We start from the raw sequence: 17,825 nt of genomic DNA, 5'->3' as shown, positions 1-17,825 counted from the left end.
GGGTGCTCTCCCCAGACTTCTCCGTCGGCAGCACGGTGGCGCTCGTCGCCGTGCAGCCGTCGAACACGAACGACGACGACAAGGGCGGCCAGGGCGAGGACTTCGGCAAGTCCTCCCCGGTCGGCCTCGTCCTGCTGATCGTCTTCTTCATCGCGGTGTTCTTCCTCGTCAAGTCGATGAACAAGCACATCAAGGGCTTGCCCGCATCGTTCGACGAGCCGGCCGAGGCTCCAGGCGAGACCCCGGCCGAGTCGTCCGCGACGAAGAAGAAGGACTAGCGAAGCCTGAGGTCCACCACGAAGTCGTGGACCTCCTCGAAGGCAGGTGGCTCCAGCGGCAGGTCGCTGGTCTCCCGCGCCTGCCGCAGCTCCTCGTGCCAGTGCGCGAGGTCCGCCTCCAGCCGCTCGGGAGCGGGCCTGCCCGGCACCCCGGCCAGCGCCCGGTGCTCGCCGAGGACCTTCGCCTCGATGAGTCCGGGCAGGTAGTCCGGGCCGTCGAGCTTCTCCAGCAACGTCGGCAGGTGCGCGTTCACCTCACCGGTGCGCAGCAGGTGCACGCCGGTCAGCAGCGCGCGGAACGTGTAGAGCAGCGGCTTGATCTCCGCGGTCTTCTCGAACAGCCGCCACTGGGTGGTGGCGAACCCGCGGTAGTGGTGCCCGTGCCGTGAGGTCAGACACCCCGCGGCCAGATCGGCCAGCTTGCGGTGCGCCTCCGTGGTGTGCACCACCAGCGGCGAGAGCAGCTGCTCCAGCACGTAGCCGTTCGGCCGGGTCAGCAGCCGGCAGAACTTCTGCACGTCGTGCGTGACCAGGTCGATCTCGACACCGTCGCGCACCCACATCCGTTCCTTGGTCTCCGGGCCGTGCCGCAGGCCGAGGACCTCGGCGAGCGGCAGCACGTGCACGCCGCGCAGGTCCACGTCCGAGTCGCGCGACGGGAAGCCGTACAGGTGTGCGCCGGACACGGTCGCGAACAGCAGGTCGTGCGACTGCTCGGCGACGACGGCGCTCAGGTCGGGTACCTCGTAGCTCACAACATCCTCCTGCGCACCGACACCAACCAGTCCTCCACCCGCGCCCGATCAGGATCGTCGGGCAGCGGGCCTCGTGCTTGAGCGATCTCGTCGCCGAGCCTGTGCGCCCACGCGACCGCGTCGTCCCACGGCATCTCCCCGTTGCGGATCTTCAGCAACGAGCGGTCCGCCGTGATGTCGTAACGGCCGGTGCGCAGCAGGTTCAGGCCCACCAGCCGCAACCGCACGACGTGCATGAGCTGCTTCGGCTTGAGGTTGCGGCCCGCGCGCGACAGCTGCATCTCCGTCGCGCGCGTGAAGGCCCGCACCGCGTACCGGGAGAGGAACGCGGGCAGCAGGTCCCGCAGCTCCTCTCCCATCGGCGTGCTGATCTCCACCAGCGGGCTCACCAGCGTTTCGAGCACCGTCGGGTTCGACTTGAGGCCCAGCTTGCAGAAGTGCTCGACCTCCCAGCTCAGCTGCTCCGGGTCCGGTCCCTCGACGCTCGTCGGGGGTTTCTCCAGGCGCCAGAACGCTTCCGTGGGCGCGACGAACACCCCGCGTCTGTCCACGTCGGACTCCGCGCTCGCGAGCCCGTAGGCGTGCGAGCCGATCACGGCTTCGAGGATCACAGTCGTGGGTCCACCGGTTCCGACTCCAGCGCGAGCACGCCGAAGACGCACTCGTGCACCCGCCAAAGAGGTTCGCCGCGCACGAGGCGTTCCAAGGCCTCGATGCCCAGCGCGTACTCGCGCAGGGCGAGTCCGCGCTTGCGGCCGAGCGAACGCTTGCGCAGCCGCGAGAGGTTCTCGGACGACGTGTAGTCCGGGCCGTAGATGATCCGCAGGTACTCGCGCCCGCGCACCTTCACACCCGGCTGCACGCGTCCGCCGAGGTTCGCCAGCGGCTTCACGACCATGCCCTCACCGCCGGCCGCGGTCAGCGCCTCCCACCACTTCACGCCGGCGGCCACCTGCTCGGGCTCGTTCACGTCGACCACGAGGTGCCGCGTCCGCTGGAACAGCGGTCCTTCGAGCTTGCCCAGCGTCTCCAGGTGCCACAGGTGCGATCGGTCGTGGAACGTCCGGCCCTCGGCCGCGAGCAGCTGGAACGGCGCGATCCGCACGCCCTCCAGCCCGTCGGTGGGCCAGCAGTACCGCTCGTACGCCGCGCTGTAGGCAGCGGCGTTCGAGGCGCGCTGACTCGTGCGCGCCAACAGGTCCGCGACGTCGACACCGCGTGCCGCCGCCGCTGCCAGTGCGTCGACCGCGACCGGGAGCGCGCCGTTCGCCGCCGCGCCGACCGCCGCGTACTGCTCGCGGATCAGTCCGGACGCCTTGGCGTTCCACGGCATCAGCTCGGCGTCGACGAGCAGCCAGTCCGTGGCGAACTCGTCGAACAACGGCTTGGCCGCCGCGCGCACGCCGTCGAGCAGTTCGGTGCCCAGCGCGCCGTCGAAGAACGCACGGCCGGTGCGCGTGTAGATCGCGCCGCCTTCCCTGCGCACGAGCAGGACCGCGCGGGAGCCCATGTGCTTCTCCTCGCAGATCACCTGCCCGACGCGGGCGGACCGGTACTCCGCGAAGGCCTCCTCGGGGTGCTCCAGCACGTCGTCGCGCTGCGAGGTCGCCACAGGTGCCATCGTCGGCGGCAGGTACATCAGGTCGTGCGGGTCTATCGCGAACCGGCTCATGACCTCCAGGGCCGAAGCCGACTGCTCCGCGCGGATCGTCACGGCACCGATCAGCGACGTGTCGATCCGGCGCAGGCCGGTGACGTCGGTGAGCGCCAGCACGTCCGGCGCGCGTTCGACGGCCTTCGGCGGGAAGGGCGCGTCGCTCTCGTACCAGACCTGATGCGCCTTGACGGAGACGAGCTCCTTCTCCGGGTAGCGCAACGCGGTCAGCTTGCCGCCGAACACCACACCCGTCTCGAGGCACATGGTGTTGTTGATCCACTCGGCCTCGGGCACCAGGATGTGCCCGTACAGCACCATCGCCGAGCCGCGGTAGTCGTTGGCCCACGGCAGGCGCACCGGCATTCCGTACGCGTCGGTCTCGCCCGTCGTGTCGCCGTACAGGGCGAAGCTGCGGACCTTCGCGGACGCGCGGCCGTGGTAGCGCTCGGGCAGTCCGGCGTGCGCGACGACGAGGTTCCCGCCGTCCAGCACGTAGTGCGCGACCAGGCTGTCGCAGAACCTCGTCGCGGCCAGGCGGAACTCCTCGGACTCGTGCGCGAGCTGCTCCAGCGACTTCTCCAGCCCGTGCCGGACCGTCACCTTGTGGCCGCGCATGGCCCGCACGAGCTTCTCCTCGTGGTTCCCGCGCACGCTGAACGCGTGCCCGCTTGCGACCATGCCCATCACGAGACGCAGCACACCGGGGGTGTCCGGCCCGCGGTCCACGAGGTCGCCGACGAACACGGCCTTGCGCTCGCCCGGCGGAACCGCGTCGATCGCCCGGCCCTCGTCGTCGCGCACCAGGGTGTAGCCGAGTTCGGTGAGCAGCTCCTCCAGCTCCGCACGGCAGCCGTGCACGTCACCGAACACGTCGAACGGGCCGGTCTCGTGCCGGAAGTCGTTGAGCAGGCGCTCGTACACGATCGTCGAGTTGTCCACATCGGACTCGGAGCGCAGCACGTGGACGCGCTTGAACCCCTCCTTGCCGAGGTGCTTCAGCGAGCGGCGCAACGCCGCGCGGTGCCGCTTCACGACGTGCGCGCCGAAGTCGCGGTCGGGGCGCTGCGCGTTGCGGGCGAGGCACACCTCGGTCGGGGTGTCGAGCACGATCGCGACCGGCAGCACGTTCGCCTTCCTGGCGACCTCGACCAGCCGGGCGCGGTCCTGCGGCTGCACGTTGGTCGCGTCGACCACGGTGACGCGTCCGGCCTCCAGCCGCTTGCTCGCCACGTAGTGGAGCACGTCGAACGCCGCCGCGGACGCCGACTGGTCGTTCTCGTCGTCGGCCACGAGACCGCGGAAGTAGTCGCTCGACAGCACCTGCGTGGGCAGGAAGTGCTTGCGCGCGAACGTGGACTTGCCCGAACCGGAGGCGCCGACGAGCACCACCAGACACAGGTCGGGGATCTTCAGTTCCATCAGTTCACGTCTCCCGAGCTGAACACGGCCATCTGGGTCGGCGCGCCGCGTTCGGCGTCCTCCGGCCCGATCGGCACGAATCGCACTGCATAACCACGGCGTTCCGCGATGCCGGTCGCCCACTCCTGGAACTCCTGCCGAGTCCATTCGAAACGGTGGTCGGAGTGCCGCATCTGCCCCTCCGGCAACGTTTCGAACAGCACGTTGTACTCGACGTTCGGCGTCGTCACCAGCACCGTCGCCGGGCGTGCCACGGTGAAGACCGAGTGCTCCAGCGCGGGCAGGCGCGACGGGTCGACGTGCTCGACGACCTCCATCAGCACCGCCGCGTCGTAGCCGGCCAGCTCGGGGTCCGCGTACGTCAAAGCCGACTGCCGCAGCGTGATCCGCTCGCGCTGGCGGTCGCCCATGCGGTCCAGGTGCAGCTTGCGCGCGGCCTCCTGCAACGCCTTCGCGGACACGTCGACACCGTGGATCTCGGTGAACTCGGGTTCGTTCACGAGAGCGCGCAGCAACGCCCCGCCACCGCAACCGAGGTCGAGCACGCGCCTGGCCCCGGCCTCCTTCAACGCCCTGATCACGGCCTCCTTGCGCTGTGCGGCAAGGGAGATCTTCGGCTCGGCCAGCGCGTTGTCGAGCTCCTCCGGCTCGACCTCGTCGACGTCGGCGAGGCGTTCCAGGGCCGAGGTGATCAACGGTCGCTTGCGCGCCAGGTACCGGGTGGTGATCAGCTCCTTGTCCGGGTGCGCCGCCAGCCAGCCGTCACCGGCCTTGAGCAGCTTGTCGACCTCGTCGGCCGCGACCCAGTAGTGCTTGCCGCCGTCGAGCACGGGCAGCAGCACGTAGAGGTGCTTCAGCGCGTCGCTGAGCTTCACGGTGCCGGTCAGCGTCACGTCGCCGAAGCGCGAGTCGCCGTGCCCCGTCGTCTCGACGGTCCAGCCGAGTGGGGTGAACAGTCGCGCCGCGAGCCGGTGTGGCAGCGCGGGAATGCGGATGACCAGCGGAATCGGCGTCGCGGCGAGTTCGGGGTAGCTCTCGCTGCGGCCGTTCATGGCCGTGCGGAACACGCTGCCGAGCGCGACCGTGAGCAACGACCCGGCCGCGTACGGCCTGTCGTTGACGTATTGGGTGAGCGTGCTGCCGGGACCTCGGACGAGCGCGATGGGGTCGACCTCCAGCAGGAGGGCGACCGTGCATTCCTCGTTCGTCGCCTTCGGGTAGAAGACGTGCGCGACACCCGAGCTCGTCGTGAAGGACTGAGCCCGGTCGGGATGCTTGTGCAGCAGGTGGCCGAGGTCGGTCGCCGGCTGGTGCGTCGTGGTCATGGTGAGCAACACGAGCGTGAGTCTGATCGAGATTCGGCCCCTGCGCTGCTGATTTAGTGTGGTTCGCATGACTAACCGGCTTGCGGACGCGACCAGCCCTTACCTGCTGCAGCACGCGGACAACCCGGTCGACTGGTGGCCCTGGTCCGAGGAGGCGTTCGAGGAGGCGCGGCGGCGCAACGTGCCGGTGCTGCTGTCCGTCGGATACGCGGCCTGTCACTGGTGCCACGTGATGGCGCACGAGTCGTTCGAGGACGCCGAGATCGCGTCGTTCCTGAACGAGCACTTCGTCGCGGTGAAGGTGGATCGCGAGGAACGCCCGGACGTCGACGCCGTGTACATGGAGGTGACGCAGGCCATGACCGGCCACGGCGGATGGCCGATGACGGTGTTCCTGACGCCCGACGCGCGACCGTTCCACGCCGGCACCTACTACCCGCCGGCTCCCCGTCCCGGTATGCCGTCGTTCCGGCAGCTCCTCGAGGCTGTCGCGGCGACCTGGGTGGCCCGTCCCGGCGAGATCCTGGAGTCGGCTTCCGCCGTGGTGGAGGAGATCGCAAGGCACGCCTCGCCGCTGCCTCCGTCCGCTGTGGACTCCGACGTGCTGGCGGGCGCGGTGGTGTCGCTGCTGGGCGAGTTCGACCGGCGCAACGGCGGGTTCGGCGGCGCGCCGAAGTTCCCGCCGTCGATGGTGCTGGAGTTCCTGCTGCGCCACCACGAACGCACCGGGTCGGTCGAGGCCGTGTCGATGGCGACCGCGACGGCCGACGCGATGGCCAACGGCGGGCTCTACGACCAGCTCGGCGGCGGGTTCGCGCGCTACGGCGTCGACGCCTCGTGGGTGGTGCCGCACTTCGAGAAGATGTTGTACGACAACGCTTTGCTGCTCCGCTTCTACACGCACCTGACGCGGGTGACGGGTTCTGAGCGCTACGAGCGGGTCGCCAGGGACACGGCCGCGTTCCTGCTGCGGGACCTGCGGACGGCCGAAGGTGGGTTCGCTGCTTCGCTGGACGCGGACACCGAGGGCGTCGAGGGCCTGACCTACGTGTGGTCCTTCGAGGAGCTCGGCTCAGCGGCCGCTGCCTTCGGTGTGACTCCCGAGCCGAACTTCGAGGACGGCAAGTCCACGTTGCGGTTCGTGTCGGAGCCGGGGGAGGAGGTGCGGGCCGCGCTGCTGGCCGAGCGCGCTCTGCGGCCGCAGCCCGGCCGTGACGACAAGGTGATCGCCTCCTGGAACGGCATGGCGATCGCCGCGCTGGCCGAGGCGGGCGCGTTCTTCGGCGAGCCGTCGTGGATCACGGCTGCCTCGGAGGCGGCGTCGCTGCTGGCCTCGGTGCACCTGGTCGAGGGCAGGCTGCTGCGGACCTCGCGCGACGGCGTCGCCGGGCCGTCGTTCGGCGTGCTGGAGGACTACGGCTGCCTCGCCGACGGCCTGCTGGCGCTGCACCAGGTCACCGGCTCGATCCGGTGGCTCGACGTGGCGTGCGGCCTGCTGGACACGGCTCTTGCGCGGTTCGCCGTGCCGGACTCCCCCGGCGCCTACTACGACACCGCCGACGACGCCGAGACGCTGGTCAGGCGTCCCGCCGACTCGACCGACAACGCGTCGCCCTCGGGCGCGTCCTCGCTGGCCTCGGCCCTGCTGACGGCCTCCCTGCTGTCCGGCGCCGATCGTTCCTCGCGCTACTTCACCGCTGCTTCGGAGGCGGTGACGCGGGCCGGCCTGCTGGCCGCGCGGGCGCCTCGGTTCGCCGGCCACTGGCTCACCGCCGCCGAGGCGCTGGTCGCGGGCCCGCTGCAGGTGGCGGTGGTGGGTGCCGACGACTCGCGCCGTGCGTCGCTGTGGGCGGCGGCCGTCGCCCATGTGCCCGGAGGCGGCGTCGTCGTGGCCGGAGAGCCGGCGTCCGTGCCGTTGCTCGAAGACCGCCCGCTGGTCGACGAAGGTCCCGCGGCTTACGTGTGCCGCGGCTACGTGTGCGACAGGCCCGTCGTATCGGTAGAAGCCCTGGTCACTTCGCTGACGGCGAACACCCGCTGACTGATTGCAGGCGTAACGTCGGTTACAACGTAATCATGTAATCAGAGGCGGTTGTAATGGGACGTGGATGGCGAGGAAGAGGCGGGTGGCAGCAGGCTGACCTGCCCTCGGCAGACGACGCGGCGGCCTGGTTCGCGGGCAGGCTCCCGGACGGCTGGTTCACCGGCGCCGCGGAGGTGGTGGTCGACCGCGAGGAGATCACGGTCGTCGGCACGCTCCCGCCGCTGGAGGGCGAGTTCGACGAGGCCTCCCGCGCCGCGGCCGAGTCGGGCCGCATCGCGCGCTGGCGCGAGGAGACGCGCGAGGAACGCATCGAGATCGCCCGCCAGGCGGAGCACCGCTACGGCCGCAAGGTCGCCTGGGGTGCCGTGCAGGGCGGCACGCGCGAACTGTTCACGCACCTGGCCGTGCCGGTCATGACGCGCCTGCGCCAGCCAGAACGCCAGGTGCTCGACACTCTCGTCGCTGCAGGCGTGGCCCGCTCACGCGCAGACGCGTTGGCATGGGCCGTGCGCCTGGTCGGCGAGCACGCGGACACGTGGCTCGGCGAACTGCGCGATGCCATGTCGAAGGTCGATGATCTCCGCTCGCAGGGGCCAGACTTGGCCTAGGGTCCTGCGCGTGGATCTGACATCGCTCGCGGCAGCGGTCGTCCGGGGCGAGCCCGGCGCGTTCGAAACGTTCATCAACGAGGCCCAGGGCCGTTCGCCCGACGAGATTTCGGCGGCGGCCCTGGTCCTTTCCTCGTCACCGGACGTCCAAGTCAACGAGCTGCTCGGCAACCTGCTGTTCTACATCGGCACGTGCGATGCGTTGGAGCCGTTGGTCCTGCGTGTGGCGGAAGCCTTCGAACGCGGTGATGGCGACGCTTGGGAGCGTGCCCTCCTGCTGCCCATGCAGGACGAGGACGTCCGCGCCGGCCTGCCGCACCGCGAGCGCCTCCTGGCTGCCGTGCCTGCCGACTCGTGGTTGCACGGCCTGTTGATGGTCGTGGACCTCGAACCGCTGCTGGTGCTGCATCGCCCCAGTGGCACCGGTTTCGAGGTGACGATCGGCGGCATCGGCGACAACTTCCAGCTCCACACGCTGCTCGCGTACCGGCTCGTTCCTGAGCACGTGCCCGGCGAACCGCCGTTGCAATCGTGGGTGGAGGCGGCCTCCGTGGGCCCGGACCTCGAACCCGAGGGCGGGATCCGCGGCCAGTTCCAGCTTTCCGACGCGTTCGGCGACACGATCTGGAACGAGGGCCGCCCGTCCGACATCCCGCTGTTCGAGGGCCGCCGGGTCGTCGTGCTGGACCCGCCGCCGTACCTGCGGTCGTGGAACGCGGGCCGTGTCTACCCGATGATGACGCCTCTCGTCGACATCACCCGCGTGTTGTCCGCTGATGAGGCCGCTGCGTGGCTCGCGAAGGTCAGTTCGTGAGTTTCGCCGGTTCTGCAAGGAAAGTTCTCGACACCTCGCTCCCGCTGAGCCATCGCGTCAACGGCCTGCCACTTCACCCGCGACCCGGCCGTGCTGCCCGTGGCGCTGGAACTGCTGACCGCGAGGCAGGCCGACCTGCGCGCCTACGGCGTTCTCCGGCGGCACGCCAAGCGCCTGGGTCACCGGGTTCCGCACCCTTCCGCGCCCAACCCGAACAAGCCTTCGCACTGGTACGGCGCACCGCGCGAGGCGGCCCTTCACGCCGTATGGTTCTGGTATTCGAAGGGCGACTCTGCGGACATCGACGTGCACAGCCTTGCTGGAGCGAGGGCGGTTCACCGCGGCACAGCGGGAGATCTTCGACCGGGTGAGTGCCGAGCCGGGCGATTCGCGGGCGATCGTCCGGCAGATGGCGGTCGTGGTCGCCCACTCCTGACACCCTTATGGCGCAACAACTTGCGCAGGAGTGTCAGACCCGTTCGCTATTGTTGATTTTGGGGGTACCCGGCCCGCGTCGTGTGTGTGGTGTGTTCCCTCTGCGTCGTGCGTTCCTCGCCGGAGCCCGATGACGCACCCGAGTGCGACCGTGGTGACGCCGGCGACGGACACGAGAGAGAGTTCCTGCGCGCCCAGCAGTACGGAGGTCGCCAGGCCGGAGACCGGCATCAGGCCGATGAGCACGCCCGCGCGGTCGGAGCCCAGGCGGTTCACGGCGAAGTACCAGAGTCCGAAGGCCAGCGCGGTCACCACCACGGCCAGCAGCACGAGCGAGAAGCCCTGCCGGGCGTTCGGCATCTGCCACCCGCCGAAGAACGTGCCGAGCACAGCGCCGATCACCGTCGCCAGGATGCACGTCCAGGTCGCCACGCCGAGCACACCAAGGCGCCGTACGACTCCCACGGCGAACAGGGTGAAGCAGACCTCGCCGGCCATCGTGATCAACGCCAGCGCGAGGCCAGGGCCGTGCCACGAGCCGCCGCCGGACAACAGCACGATGCCCGCCGCCACCACCACCGCGCCGACCACGGCCGATGCGGTTCGTTGGCGCGAGAGCAGCGCCAATGCGATGGGGGCGCCGCCCATGACGGCGGCGACGAAGCCCGGTTCCGCGTACTGCTGAGCGGCGATGAGCACGGCGTTGAAGCCGAGCATGCCCGTGACGACCACCCCGAGCAACGGCGGGATGTCGCGCCACGACGGCATGGGCAGACGGCGCGCCACCAGCAGCAACACGGCCGCGCCGAGGGCGTAGCGCATGGCCTGGCCGGTCAGGACCGGGTAGCCCTCGAGCATGCCCGTGATCGGCACTGACGCGCCGACGATCGTTGCCGCTGTCGCTCCCGCGGCCACCCCGAGTTTCATGCCTCAGAGCCTTGCGCTGAACTGGTCCAGGTTTAAGCTCCACTTCAATGACCACGAACTGGACCACTTTTCGCGAGCTGCTGCTGCCGGGGCACCAGCGGCGTCGCGGGGTGGAGGCCGAACTGCGCCGGGGGATCCGGGACGGCCGGCTCCCACCCGGTACGCGGCTGCCGTCGAGTCGCGATCTGGCCGCGCAGCTCGGGGTGGCGCGCGGCACGGTGACGTCCGCATACACGCAGCTCGTCGCGGAGGGGTACCTCACGACGCGTCGCGGCTCGGGGACGACGGTCGCGAGCCTCGGGCCGGCCGGTGCGTGCGGCGTGCCGGAGCCGCCCCAGCGGTGGCGGTACAACCTGCGGCCCGGCCTGCCCGCGCTGGGCGCGTTCCCCCGTGCCGAGTGGGTGTCGGCCCACCGGTCGGCGCTCGCCGAACTGCCCGACGACGACCTCGCCTACCCCGATCCCGCTGGATTTCTGGGACTGCGCAAGGAGATCGTCGACTACCTGGCTCGCGTCCGGGCGGTGGTCGCCAAGGACGCGGTGATCACCAACGGCGCGGCGGACGGGTTGCAGCTCACCGCGCGGATCGTGAACGGCAGCATCGCGATCGAGGAGCCCAGCCACTTCGGCGGCGAGAACATGTTGCGCTCGCACGGCCTCGAAACCGTGCCGGTTCCGGTGGACGACAGGGGAATCCGGGTCGATCTTCTGTCCAAAACGGACTGCAAGGCGGTGCTGGTCACGGCGGCACACCAGTTCCCGCTGGGCATGGTGCTGCACCCGGAACGACGGCGAGCGCTCGTCGAGTGGGCGCGCGAGCGCGACGCGTTGATCATCGAGGACGACTACGACGCCGAACACCGCTACGACCGCCCGGCCCTGGGCGCGTTGCAGGCCCTTGCGCCCGACCACGTGGTGTACCAGGGCACGACGAGCAAGGTGCTGGCGCCCGCGCTGCGCCTCGGGTGGCTCGTGGTGCCGGAACGTCTGCGCGAGGGCATCGTGCAACGCAAGAAGTACAACGACATGGGCACCGGCACGATCCCGCAGGCCGCGTTCGCGCACATGTTGCGGACCGGCGGTTATGACCGGCATCTGCGCCGTACGCGCGCGCTCTACCGGAAGAGGCGGGACGCGCTGCTGGAGGCCGTTGCGGAGCATCTGCCCGCATGGCAGCCCATCGGCGTCGCGGCCGGGTTGCACGTCGTGCTGCGCATGCCGGACGGGACGGACGACCTCGCGTTGAAGAGCAGGCTTGCGGAGCGAGGCGTGAACGTCTGGGCGTTGGCGCAGTACACGCGCACGCCCATGTGGCCCGGTCTGGTGCTCGGGTACGCGTCACTGACCCCTGACCGCCTGCGCGAGGCGGTCAGGGAGATAGCCGACGTCGCGGTCGCCTGATGGCCCGGAACGCCGGCCGGGTGGTCCGCTCTAGAGGATGTGCTCGCGCTTGGCGCTCGTGTCGGCGTCGGTGCCGAGGATGTGCTCGCGATCCCCGGTGACGGGACCGGCGAAGGACGTGACGGCGACGGCCGCGAAGAGCAGGGCGGCAGCGATGAGAACACGCATGGTGCGGTAAACCCCCAGGTAGAACGATTGACCCGGTCAGCCTAGCCCGCGCCTCCAGAAATTGTCAGTGCTCGGGTGCACCATTGAACCGTGCTCCTCTCCGAAGTGGTCGACACGTCAGCCGCGGTGGCGGCGACCCGGTCACGCCTGGCCAAGGTCAAGGCGTTGTCCGCGTTGCTGCGCGCGGCGACGGCGGACGTGGTGGTCGCGGTGGTGTCGTTCCTCATAGGCACGCCGCGGCAGGGTCGCATCGGCGCGGGCTGGCGGACGGTCGTCGACCTGTCCGTGCCGCCCGCCGCCCGGGCCGAACTGACGATCGCCGAGGTCGACGCCGCGCTCGCCGAGGTGGCGGCGACGTCCGGCAAGGGCTCGGCGCAGCGCCGGGTCGACCTGCTGACGGCGCTGTTCGCGCGGTCGACCGAGGAGGAGCAGGACTTCTTACGCCGGCTGCTCACCGGCGAGCTCCGCCAGGGGGCGCTGGAGGGTGTGATGCTGGACGCGATCGCCTCGGCCGCGGACGTGCCGGGCGAGACGGTGCGGCGGGCGTTCATGCTGTCCGGCCGGTTGCCGGAGACCGCGGTGGCCGCGCTGGACGGCGGCGCACCCGTGCTGGAGGCGTTCCGGCTGGAGGTCGGGCGGCCCCTGCGGCCCATGCTGGCCTCGCCGGCGGAGTCGCTGGACGAGGCACTGACCGAGCTCGGCAGCTGCGTGGTGGAGCACAAGCTCGACGGCGCGCGCATCCAGGTGCACCGCTCCGGCGACGAGGTCCACGTCTACACGCGCACGCTGCGGGAGATCACCAAGACGGTGCCGGAGCTCGTCGAGCTCGTGCGCGGCCTGCCGTGCACCTCGGTGGTGCTCGACGGCGAGACGCTGGCGCTGACCGACGAGGGGAGACCCCGCCCGTTCCAGGAGACGATGAGCAGGTTCGGCGCGCAGGACGAACGCGAGCTGCTGCTGCACCCGTACTTCTTCGACTGCCTGCACCTCGACGGCAAGGACCTGCTCGACGAGCCGTTGCGGGACCGCCTGGCCGCGCTGCGGCAGGTGGCGGGCGAGCACGTCATCCCGGGCGTGCTGGACCCGTCGCCGCAGGAAGCGGCGGACGTCGTCACCGCGGCGCTCGCCGCGGGCCACGAGGGCGTGATGGTGAAGTCGCTGGCCTCGCCCTACGCGGCCGGCCGCCGGGGCAGCGCCTGGCAGAAGGTGAAGCCGGTGCACACGCTCGACCTGGTCGTGCTCGGCGTCGAGTGGGGCAGCGGCCGCCGCCGCGGCTGGCTCTCGAACCTGCACCTGGGCGCCCGCGACCCGGACGGCGGCCCGCCGGTGATGGTCGGCAAGACCTTCAAGGGCCTCACCGACGAGCTGCTGAAGTGGCAGACGAATGCCCTGCAGGAGATCGCCACCGAGCAGAACGACTGGGTGGTCATGGTCCGCCCGGAGCTGGTGATCGAGATCGAACTGGACGGCGTGCAGGTCTCGCCGCGCTACCCCGGCGGTGTGGCGCTGCGGTTCGCCCGCGTCGTCCGCTACCGCCCGGACAAGGACCCGTCGGAAGCGACCACGATCGAGGAGGTGAGGGCACTCCTGCCCACCGCACAGCCGAAACCCGAGGGCTGACCGCGGCTGGCGTGGTGGCCTGGGGGAGAACGAGGAGTTCAGCCGCGTCTGCGCGGAGCCGGACGACTTCGCCCACTCGGTGCGGAGCTGGAGGCGGGTGACTGGAGCGGAGCGACGGCCAAGGGCTTCCTGCTCAACGTGGTCGAGCCCTGGCCGGAGGTCTACGGCGCCCCGGTCACGTTCGCGGGCAGACCAGGCGGGCGGCTTCCCCGCATCACCGGCTCCGACAAGCCAGTCCTGCACCGCGTGCTGACCGGGAAATGGCCGGTCAGCGTGCTCGCGCTCGGGCGGTTCTGGTTCGAAAATCGGGTGCGGCAATCTGGTGCCGGCAATAGCGTCGAGCCGGTGACCGACGCTTCCGCGCTGCTCAGCGCGTTCGACACCCAGGCCCGCCCCGCCGAGTGGGAGGCGTATCCCGACGCGGTCCAGGACTCGGAGGTGTTCCGCGTCGCGTGGGGACACCGCCGCGGCTTCGTCGCGGGCCCGCCCGACCTCCGTCTCGGCGGCGCCGAGCTCGACGCGGTGATCGCACGCCAGCGCGACTTCTTCGCCGCGCGCGGGCAGGCCGTCGAGTGGAAGACCTGGGGCCACGACAAGCCTTCTGACCTGCCGGAACGACTGGAGGCGGCCGGGTTCGTCTCCGAGGGCCGCGAGACCGTGCTCATCGGGCTCGCCGAGGAGATGGCGGGGCCGGTCCGGCTCGAGGACGGGATCGTCCTGCGCGAGACCAAGGACGAAGCCGACCTGCGTCGGCTCGCCGCCACGGCCACGGAGGTGTTCGGCAGGGACAGCACCTGGCTCGTCGACTACCTGCTGGAGAAGCAGGACGACCCGAACACGGTCGTCGTGGTGGCCGAGGCGGATGGCCAGGTCGTGTCGTCGGCGCGGCTGGAGATCGTGCCGGGCACGGAGTTCGGCGGGCTCTGGGGCGGCGGCACGCTCGCCGCGTGGAGGGGCAAGGGCATCTACCGCGCGCTCGTGGCACACCGTGCGCGCGTCGCGGTCGAACGAGGTGTGAAGTACCTCCAGGTCGACGCGTCGGAGGACAGCAGGCCGATCCTGGAACGCCTGGGGTTCGTCGTGGTGACCACGACCACCGGCTACGTCTGGCAGCCGTGACGCCCGCGCGGCTGCCCAACTGAGACGCTGCGGGTATCGTGGAAGCACGTGCGGTTCATCGAAGGGCATCGACCCTCTTACGACCTGACCTACGACGACGTCTTCCTCGTTCCCGGCCGTAGCGCCGTGGAGTCGCGGTTCGGCGTCGACCTCTCCACTTCGGACGGCACCGGGGCCACGATCCCCATCGTCGTCGCCAACATGACGGCCGTGGCCGGGCGGCGGATGGCGGAGACCATCGCGCGGCGCGGTGGCCTCGTCGTCATCCCGCAGGACGTGCCCACCGAGGCCGTCGCGGAGATCATCGCGTGGGTCAAGGAGCGGCATCCCGTCTGGGACACCCCGTTGACGCTCACCACGGGCGATGCGGTGGCGGACGCGTGGAACCTGCTGCACAAGCGGGCTCATGGCGCTGTTGTCGTCGTGGACGACGGTGGGCGGCCTCTCGGCGTCGTCGACGAGGCGGCGCTCACGGGCGTCGACCGGTTCGCGCGGCTCGGCGACGTGATGAACACCGACGTGCTGAAGCTGTCGCTCGACTCGCGGCCCCAGGACGTGTTCGACGAGCTGCACCACAGCGCGCACAAGATCGCGTTGGGTGTGGACGAGACGATGCGGCTTCGTGGCGTGCTCACGGAGCTGACGGCGCTGCGGGCCGAGGTCTACAAGCCCGCCACCGACGACGAGGGCAAGTTGCGGGTCGCGGCGGCGGTCGGGGTCAACGGGGACGTGCGCGCCAAGGCCGAGGCGCTCATCAAGGCCGGTGTCGACGTGCTGGTCGTGGACACGGCGCACGGGCACCAGGAGAAGATGATCGCGGCGCTGCGGGCCGTGAAGGAAGCGAACCCGAGCGTGCCGGTCGCGGCGGGCAACGTCGTCACCGCCGAGGGTGTGCGGGACCTGGTCGAGGCCGGCGCGGACATCATCAAGGTCGGTGTCGGGCCCGGCGCGATGTGCACCACGCGGATGATGACCGGCGTGGGACGGCCGCAGTTCAGCGCCGTGGCGGAGTGCGCCGCGGAGGCGCGGAAGCTCGGCAAGCACGTGTGGGCCGATGGCGGCGTGCGGCACCCGCGGGACGTGGCGCTGGCGCTGGCCGCCGGTGCCAGCAGCGTGATGGTCGGGAGCTGGTTCGCGGGCACGTACGAGTCGCCCGGCGATCTGCAGCGCGACGAGCGCGGGAACCTCTACAAAGAATCCTTCGGAATGGCGTCGAAGCGTGCCGTGACGGCGCGGACGCGCAGTGACAACGCGTTCGACAGGGCCAAGAAGGGGTTGTTCGAAGAGGGCATCTCCACGTCGAAGATGAGGCTGGACCCGGTGCGCCCGAGCGTCGAGGACCTGCTCGATGCGATAACGTCCGGCGTTCGCTCGGCCTGCACGTATGCCGGTGCGACTTCGCTGGAGGAATTCCACGACAAGGCTGTGCTCGGCATCCAGTCCGCCGCCGGATTCGCGGAAGGAAGGCCGTTGCCAGGGGGATGGTGAATTGATGGACGAAGCGGTCTCGGTAAGAGATCTCCGCAAAGTCTATAAAACGGGACAAAAACCTGCGGTGGACGGATTGAGCTTCGAAGTCCGCCGCGGTGAGGTCTTCGGACTGCTCGGGCCCAACGGCGCGGGCAAGACGACCACGGTCGGCGTCCTCACCACGCGCGTCCGCCCCACCTCGGGGCAGGCGCTCGTGGAGGGCGTCGACGTGGTGGCCGACTCCAAGCGCGCACGGCAGCTGCTCGCCGTCGTGCCGCAGCGCAACAACCTCGACCGGTCGCTCAACGCGCGGCAGAACCTGTTGTTCCACGCGGCTTACCACGGCATCGGGCCGAAGGAACGGCAGAAGCTCGCCGACGACATCATCGAGCGGATGGGCCTCAAGGACCACCAGAACGCGCTCGTCGACACGTTGTCCGGCGGTCAGGCGCAACGGCTGATGATCGCCCGCGCGCTGATGCACCGGCCGAAGGTGCTGTTCCTCGACGAACCGAGCACCGGCCTCGACCCGCAGGCCAGGCTCTTCGTCCACGAGCGCGTCGCCGCATTGCACGCGGACGGCGTCACGGTCGTGCTCACCACGCACGACATGGACGAGGCCACCAAGCTGTGCGACCGCGTCGGCATCGTCGACCACGGCAAGCTGCTCACGCTGGACACGCCGGACGAGCTCACGAAGAGCCTGCCCGGCAGCAACACCGTCAGCGTCACGGTGAGCCCGAACGGCCACGAAGCCGCCAAGACCACCAAGGCGCTGTCCGAAGTGGACGGTGTGCAGCGGGTCGAGGACCTGAACGACACGTTCCGCGTCTACACCGACTCCGACACCTCGGTCACGCTGCCCGCGGTGCTGAACGTCCTGCGGGACCTCGACGTCACGGTCAGCGACGTCGCGATCGGCAAGCCCAGCCTGGAAGACGTCTTCATCCACCTGACCGGCAGGGAGTTGCGGTGAGCCAACTCAGGACCTTCCAGGCGATCCTGTGGCGCGACGTCTTCGTCACGGGCCGCGAACTGCCGAGCTTCCTCGCGCAGGTGATCATCCAGCCGTTCTTCATCCTCTTCATCTTCGCGAAGGTGCTGGGGGACATCGGGTACGTCCAGGACGACTTCGCCCAGGTGCTCTTACCCGGCATCATCGCGATGAACGGGTTCCTGGGCGCGTTGCAGAACACGACGCTGCCGCTGGTGCTCGACTTCTCCTGGACCCGTGAAATCGAGGACCGGTTGCTCGCGCCGATCTCCATTCCGCTCGTCGCGGTGGAGAAGATCGTGTTCGGCGCGATCCGCGGGTTCTTCGCGGCCGTGCTGATGGTGCCCGTCGGGTTCGTGATGCTCGACGTGTCGTGGCAGTGGTCCGGGATTCCCGGCGCGTTGCTGGTGATCGTCCTCGGGTGTCTCGCCGGCGGCAGCGTCGGCATGGTCATCGGCACGTCGGTGCCCGCGCGCCGGGTCAACGTGATGTTCGCGGTGATCCTGACGCCGTTGCTGTTCACGGGGTCCGCGCAGTTCCCGTGGCGGTCGCTGAGCAACGACCTGCTGTGGTTCAAGGTGATCTGCGCGCTCAACCCGCTGACCTACGTGAGCGAGGGCATGCGCGCGGAGCTCGTGCCGGACGTCCCGCACATGCCGCTGCCGATCGTGCTGGTCGTGCTCGTCGTCGCGATCGCGTTCTTCGGCGGTCTCGGCCTGCGCGGCTTCATGAAACGGGCCCTGGACTAGAGCGAAACCGGCCCCGCGCAACGAGAGCTGCGCGGGGCCGGTG

General features: G+C 70.1%; 17 protein-coding genes. 10 read left to right on the top strand and 7 right to left on the bottom strand.

The window, feature by feature from the left end:
- Positions 1-2: 2 nt before the first annotated feature.
- Entirely contained in the window at positions 3-278 is a 276-nt protein-coding gene (locus tag ORI60_RS39420) for a hypothetical protein (protein ID WP_416234564.1), read from the top strand.
- Here ORI60_RS39420 and ORI60_RS39415 read toward each other — a convergent pair.
- The 4 genes from ORI60_RS39415 to ORI60_RS39400 are packed head-to-tail and all read right to left on the bottom strand — an operon-like array spanning position 275 to position 5,446.
- Positions 275-1,033 carry a DNA polymerase beta superfamily protein gene (locus ORI60_RS39415; RefSeq protein ID WP_266043113.1) on the bottom strand — a complete coding sequence of 253 codons (759 nt, stop codon included), beginning with the start codon at positions 1,031-1,033 and terminating at the stop codon, positions 275-277. The two genes, ORI60_RS39420 and ORI60_RS39415, sit on opposite strands and share 4 nt — an antisense overlap.
- Positions 1,030-1,644, bottom strand: a complete 615-nt coding sequence (locus ORI60_RS39410; protein WP_266043112.1) for a DNA polymerase beta superfamily protein — start codon at positions 1,642-1,644, stop codon at positions 1,030-1,032. The genes ORI60_RS39415 and ORI60_RS39410 overlap by 4 nt, the downstream gene beginning before the upstream one ends.
- Positions 1,641-4,109 (bottom strand): polynucleotide kinase-phosphatase, encoded by a 2,469-nt coding sequence (locus tag ORI60_RS39405; RefSeq protein ID WP_266043111.1) that lies wholly within the window; start codon positions 4,107-4,109, stop codon positions 1,641-1,643. Before ORI60_RS39405 ends, ORI60_RS39410 begins: the two co-directional genes overlap by 4 nt.
- The gene (locus ORI60_RS39400) at positions 4,109-5,446 is read right to left on the bottom strand and encodes a 3' terminal RNA ribose 2'-O-methyltransferase Hen1 (RefSeq protein ID WP_266043110.1); all 1,338 of its coding nucleotides are present in this window, start codon (positions 5,444-5,446) and stop codon (positions 4,109-4,111) included. The genes ORI60_RS39405 and ORI60_RS39400 overlap by 1 nt, the downstream gene beginning before the upstream one ends.
- 55 nt (positions 5,447-5,501) lie before the next feature.
- Between ORI60_RS39400 and ORI60_RS39395 the strand changes: the two genes are divergently transcribed.
- From ORI60_RS39395 to ORI60_RS39385, 3 genes are read left to right on the top strand one after another with little or no spacing between them, the layout of a single operon-like run.
- Entirely contained in the window at positions 5,502-7,475 is a 1,974-nt protein-coding gene (locus ORI60_RS39395) for a thioredoxin domain-containing protein (RefSeq protein WP_266043109.1), read from the top strand.
- 56 nt (positions 7,476-7,531) lie between these two features.
- Positions 7,532-8,086, top strand: a complete 555-nt coding sequence (locus ORI60_RS39390; protein ID WP_266043108.1) for a hypothetical protein — start codon at positions 7,532-7,534, stop codon at positions 8,084-8,086.
- 10 nt (positions 8,087-8,096) lie between these two features.
- The gene (locus ORI60_RS39385; RefSeq protein WP_266043107.1) at positions 8,097-8,900 is read left to right on the top strand and encodes a hypothetical protein; all 804 of its coding nucleotides are present in this window, start codon (positions 8,097-8,099) and stop codon (positions 8,898-8,900) included.
- A gap of 57 nt (positions 8,901-8,957) precedes the next feature.
- Here the strand turns inward: ORI60_RS39385 and ORI60_RS39380 are convergent, their stop codons facing one another.
- Together ORI60_RS39380 and ORI60_RS39375 are read right to left on the bottom strand one after the other, a co-directional pair.
- Positions 8,958-9,083, bottom strand: coding sequence for a hypothetical protein (locus tag ORI60_RS39380; protein ID WP_266043106.1), 126 nt, complete (start codon positions 9,081-9,083; stop codon positions 8,958-8,960).
- Positions 9,084-9,341: 258 nt separating this feature from the next.
- A complete protein-coding gene (locus ORI60_RS39375; RefSeq protein ID WP_266043105.1) occupies positions 9,342-10,262 on the bottom strand; it encodes a DMT family transporter in 921 nt (306 codons plus the stop codon).
- A gap of 47 nt (positions 10,263-10,309) precedes the next feature.
- Here ORI60_RS39375 and ORI60_RS39370 point away from each other — a divergent pair, with 47 nt between their 5' ends.
- Positions 10,310-11,662 (top strand): PLP-dependent aminotransferase family protein, encoded by a 1,353-nt coding sequence (locus tag ORI60_RS39370; RefSeq protein ID WP_266043104.1) that lies wholly within the window; start codon positions 10,310-10,312, stop codon positions 11,660-11,662.
- A gap of 30 nt (positions 11,663-11,692) precedes the next feature.
- Here the strand turns inward: ORI60_RS39370 and ORI60_RS39365 are convergent, their stop codons facing one another.
- Positions 11,693-11,830: a hypothetical protein gene (locus tag ORI60_RS39365; RefSeq protein ID WP_266043103.1), complete on the bottom strand. Its 138-nt coding sequence runs from the start codon at positions 11,828-11,830 to the stop codon at positions 11,693-11,695.
- A 90-nt stretch (positions 11,831-11,920) separates the two neighbouring features.
- On the opposite strand from ORI60_RS39365, the gene ORI60_RS39360 reads away from it, so the two are divergent.
- The 5 genes from ORI60_RS39360 to ORI60_RS39340 all read left to right on the top strand — a co-directional run bounded on the left by ORI60_RS39360 (position 11,921) and on the right by ORI60_RS39340 (position 17,782).
- Positions 11,921-13,450, top strand: a complete 1,530-nt coding sequence (locus ORI60_RS39360) for an ATP-dependent DNA ligase (RefSeq protein WP_266043102.1) — start codon at positions 11,921-11,923, stop codon at positions 13,448-13,450.
- A 138-nt stretch (positions 13,451-13,588) separates the two neighbouring features.
- On the top strand, positions 13,589-14,569 hold the full coding sequence (locus ORI60_RS39355) for a GNAT family N-acetyltransferase (protein ID WP_266043101.1): 981 nt from the start codon (positions 13,589-13,591) through the stop codon (positions 14,567-14,569).
- Positions 14,570-14,617: 48 nt separating this feature from the next.
- Complete coding sequence (locus tag ORI60_RS39350; RefSeq protein WP_266043100.1) at positions 14,618-16,057, top strand: GuaB1 family IMP dehydrogenase-related protein; 1,440 nt, start codon at positions 14,618-14,620, stop codon at positions 16,055-16,057.
- Between the two features lie 4 nt (positions 16,058-16,061).
- Positions 16,062-17,015, top strand: coding sequence for an ABC transporter ATP-binding protein (locus ORI60_RS39345; RefSeq protein WP_266043099.1), 954 nt, complete (start codon positions 16,062-16,064; stop codon positions 17,013-17,015).
- Positions 17,012-17,782, top strand: a complete 771-nt coding sequence (locus tag ORI60_RS39340; RefSeq protein ID WP_266043098.1) for an ABC transporter permease — start codon at positions 17,012-17,014, stop codon at positions 17,780-17,782. The genes ORI60_RS39345 and ORI60_RS39340 overlap by 4 nt, the downstream gene beginning before the upstream one ends.
- The last annotated feature ends 43 nt before the right edge of the window (positions 17,783-17,825 follow it).

It is taken from the genome of Lentzea sp. NEAU-D7 (assembly GCF_026242055.1).
GTDB lineage: Bacteria > Actinomycetota > Actinomycetes > Mycobacteriales > Pseudonocardiaceae > Lentzea.
This window is presented reverse-complemented; position numbering and strand designations above follow the sequence as displayed.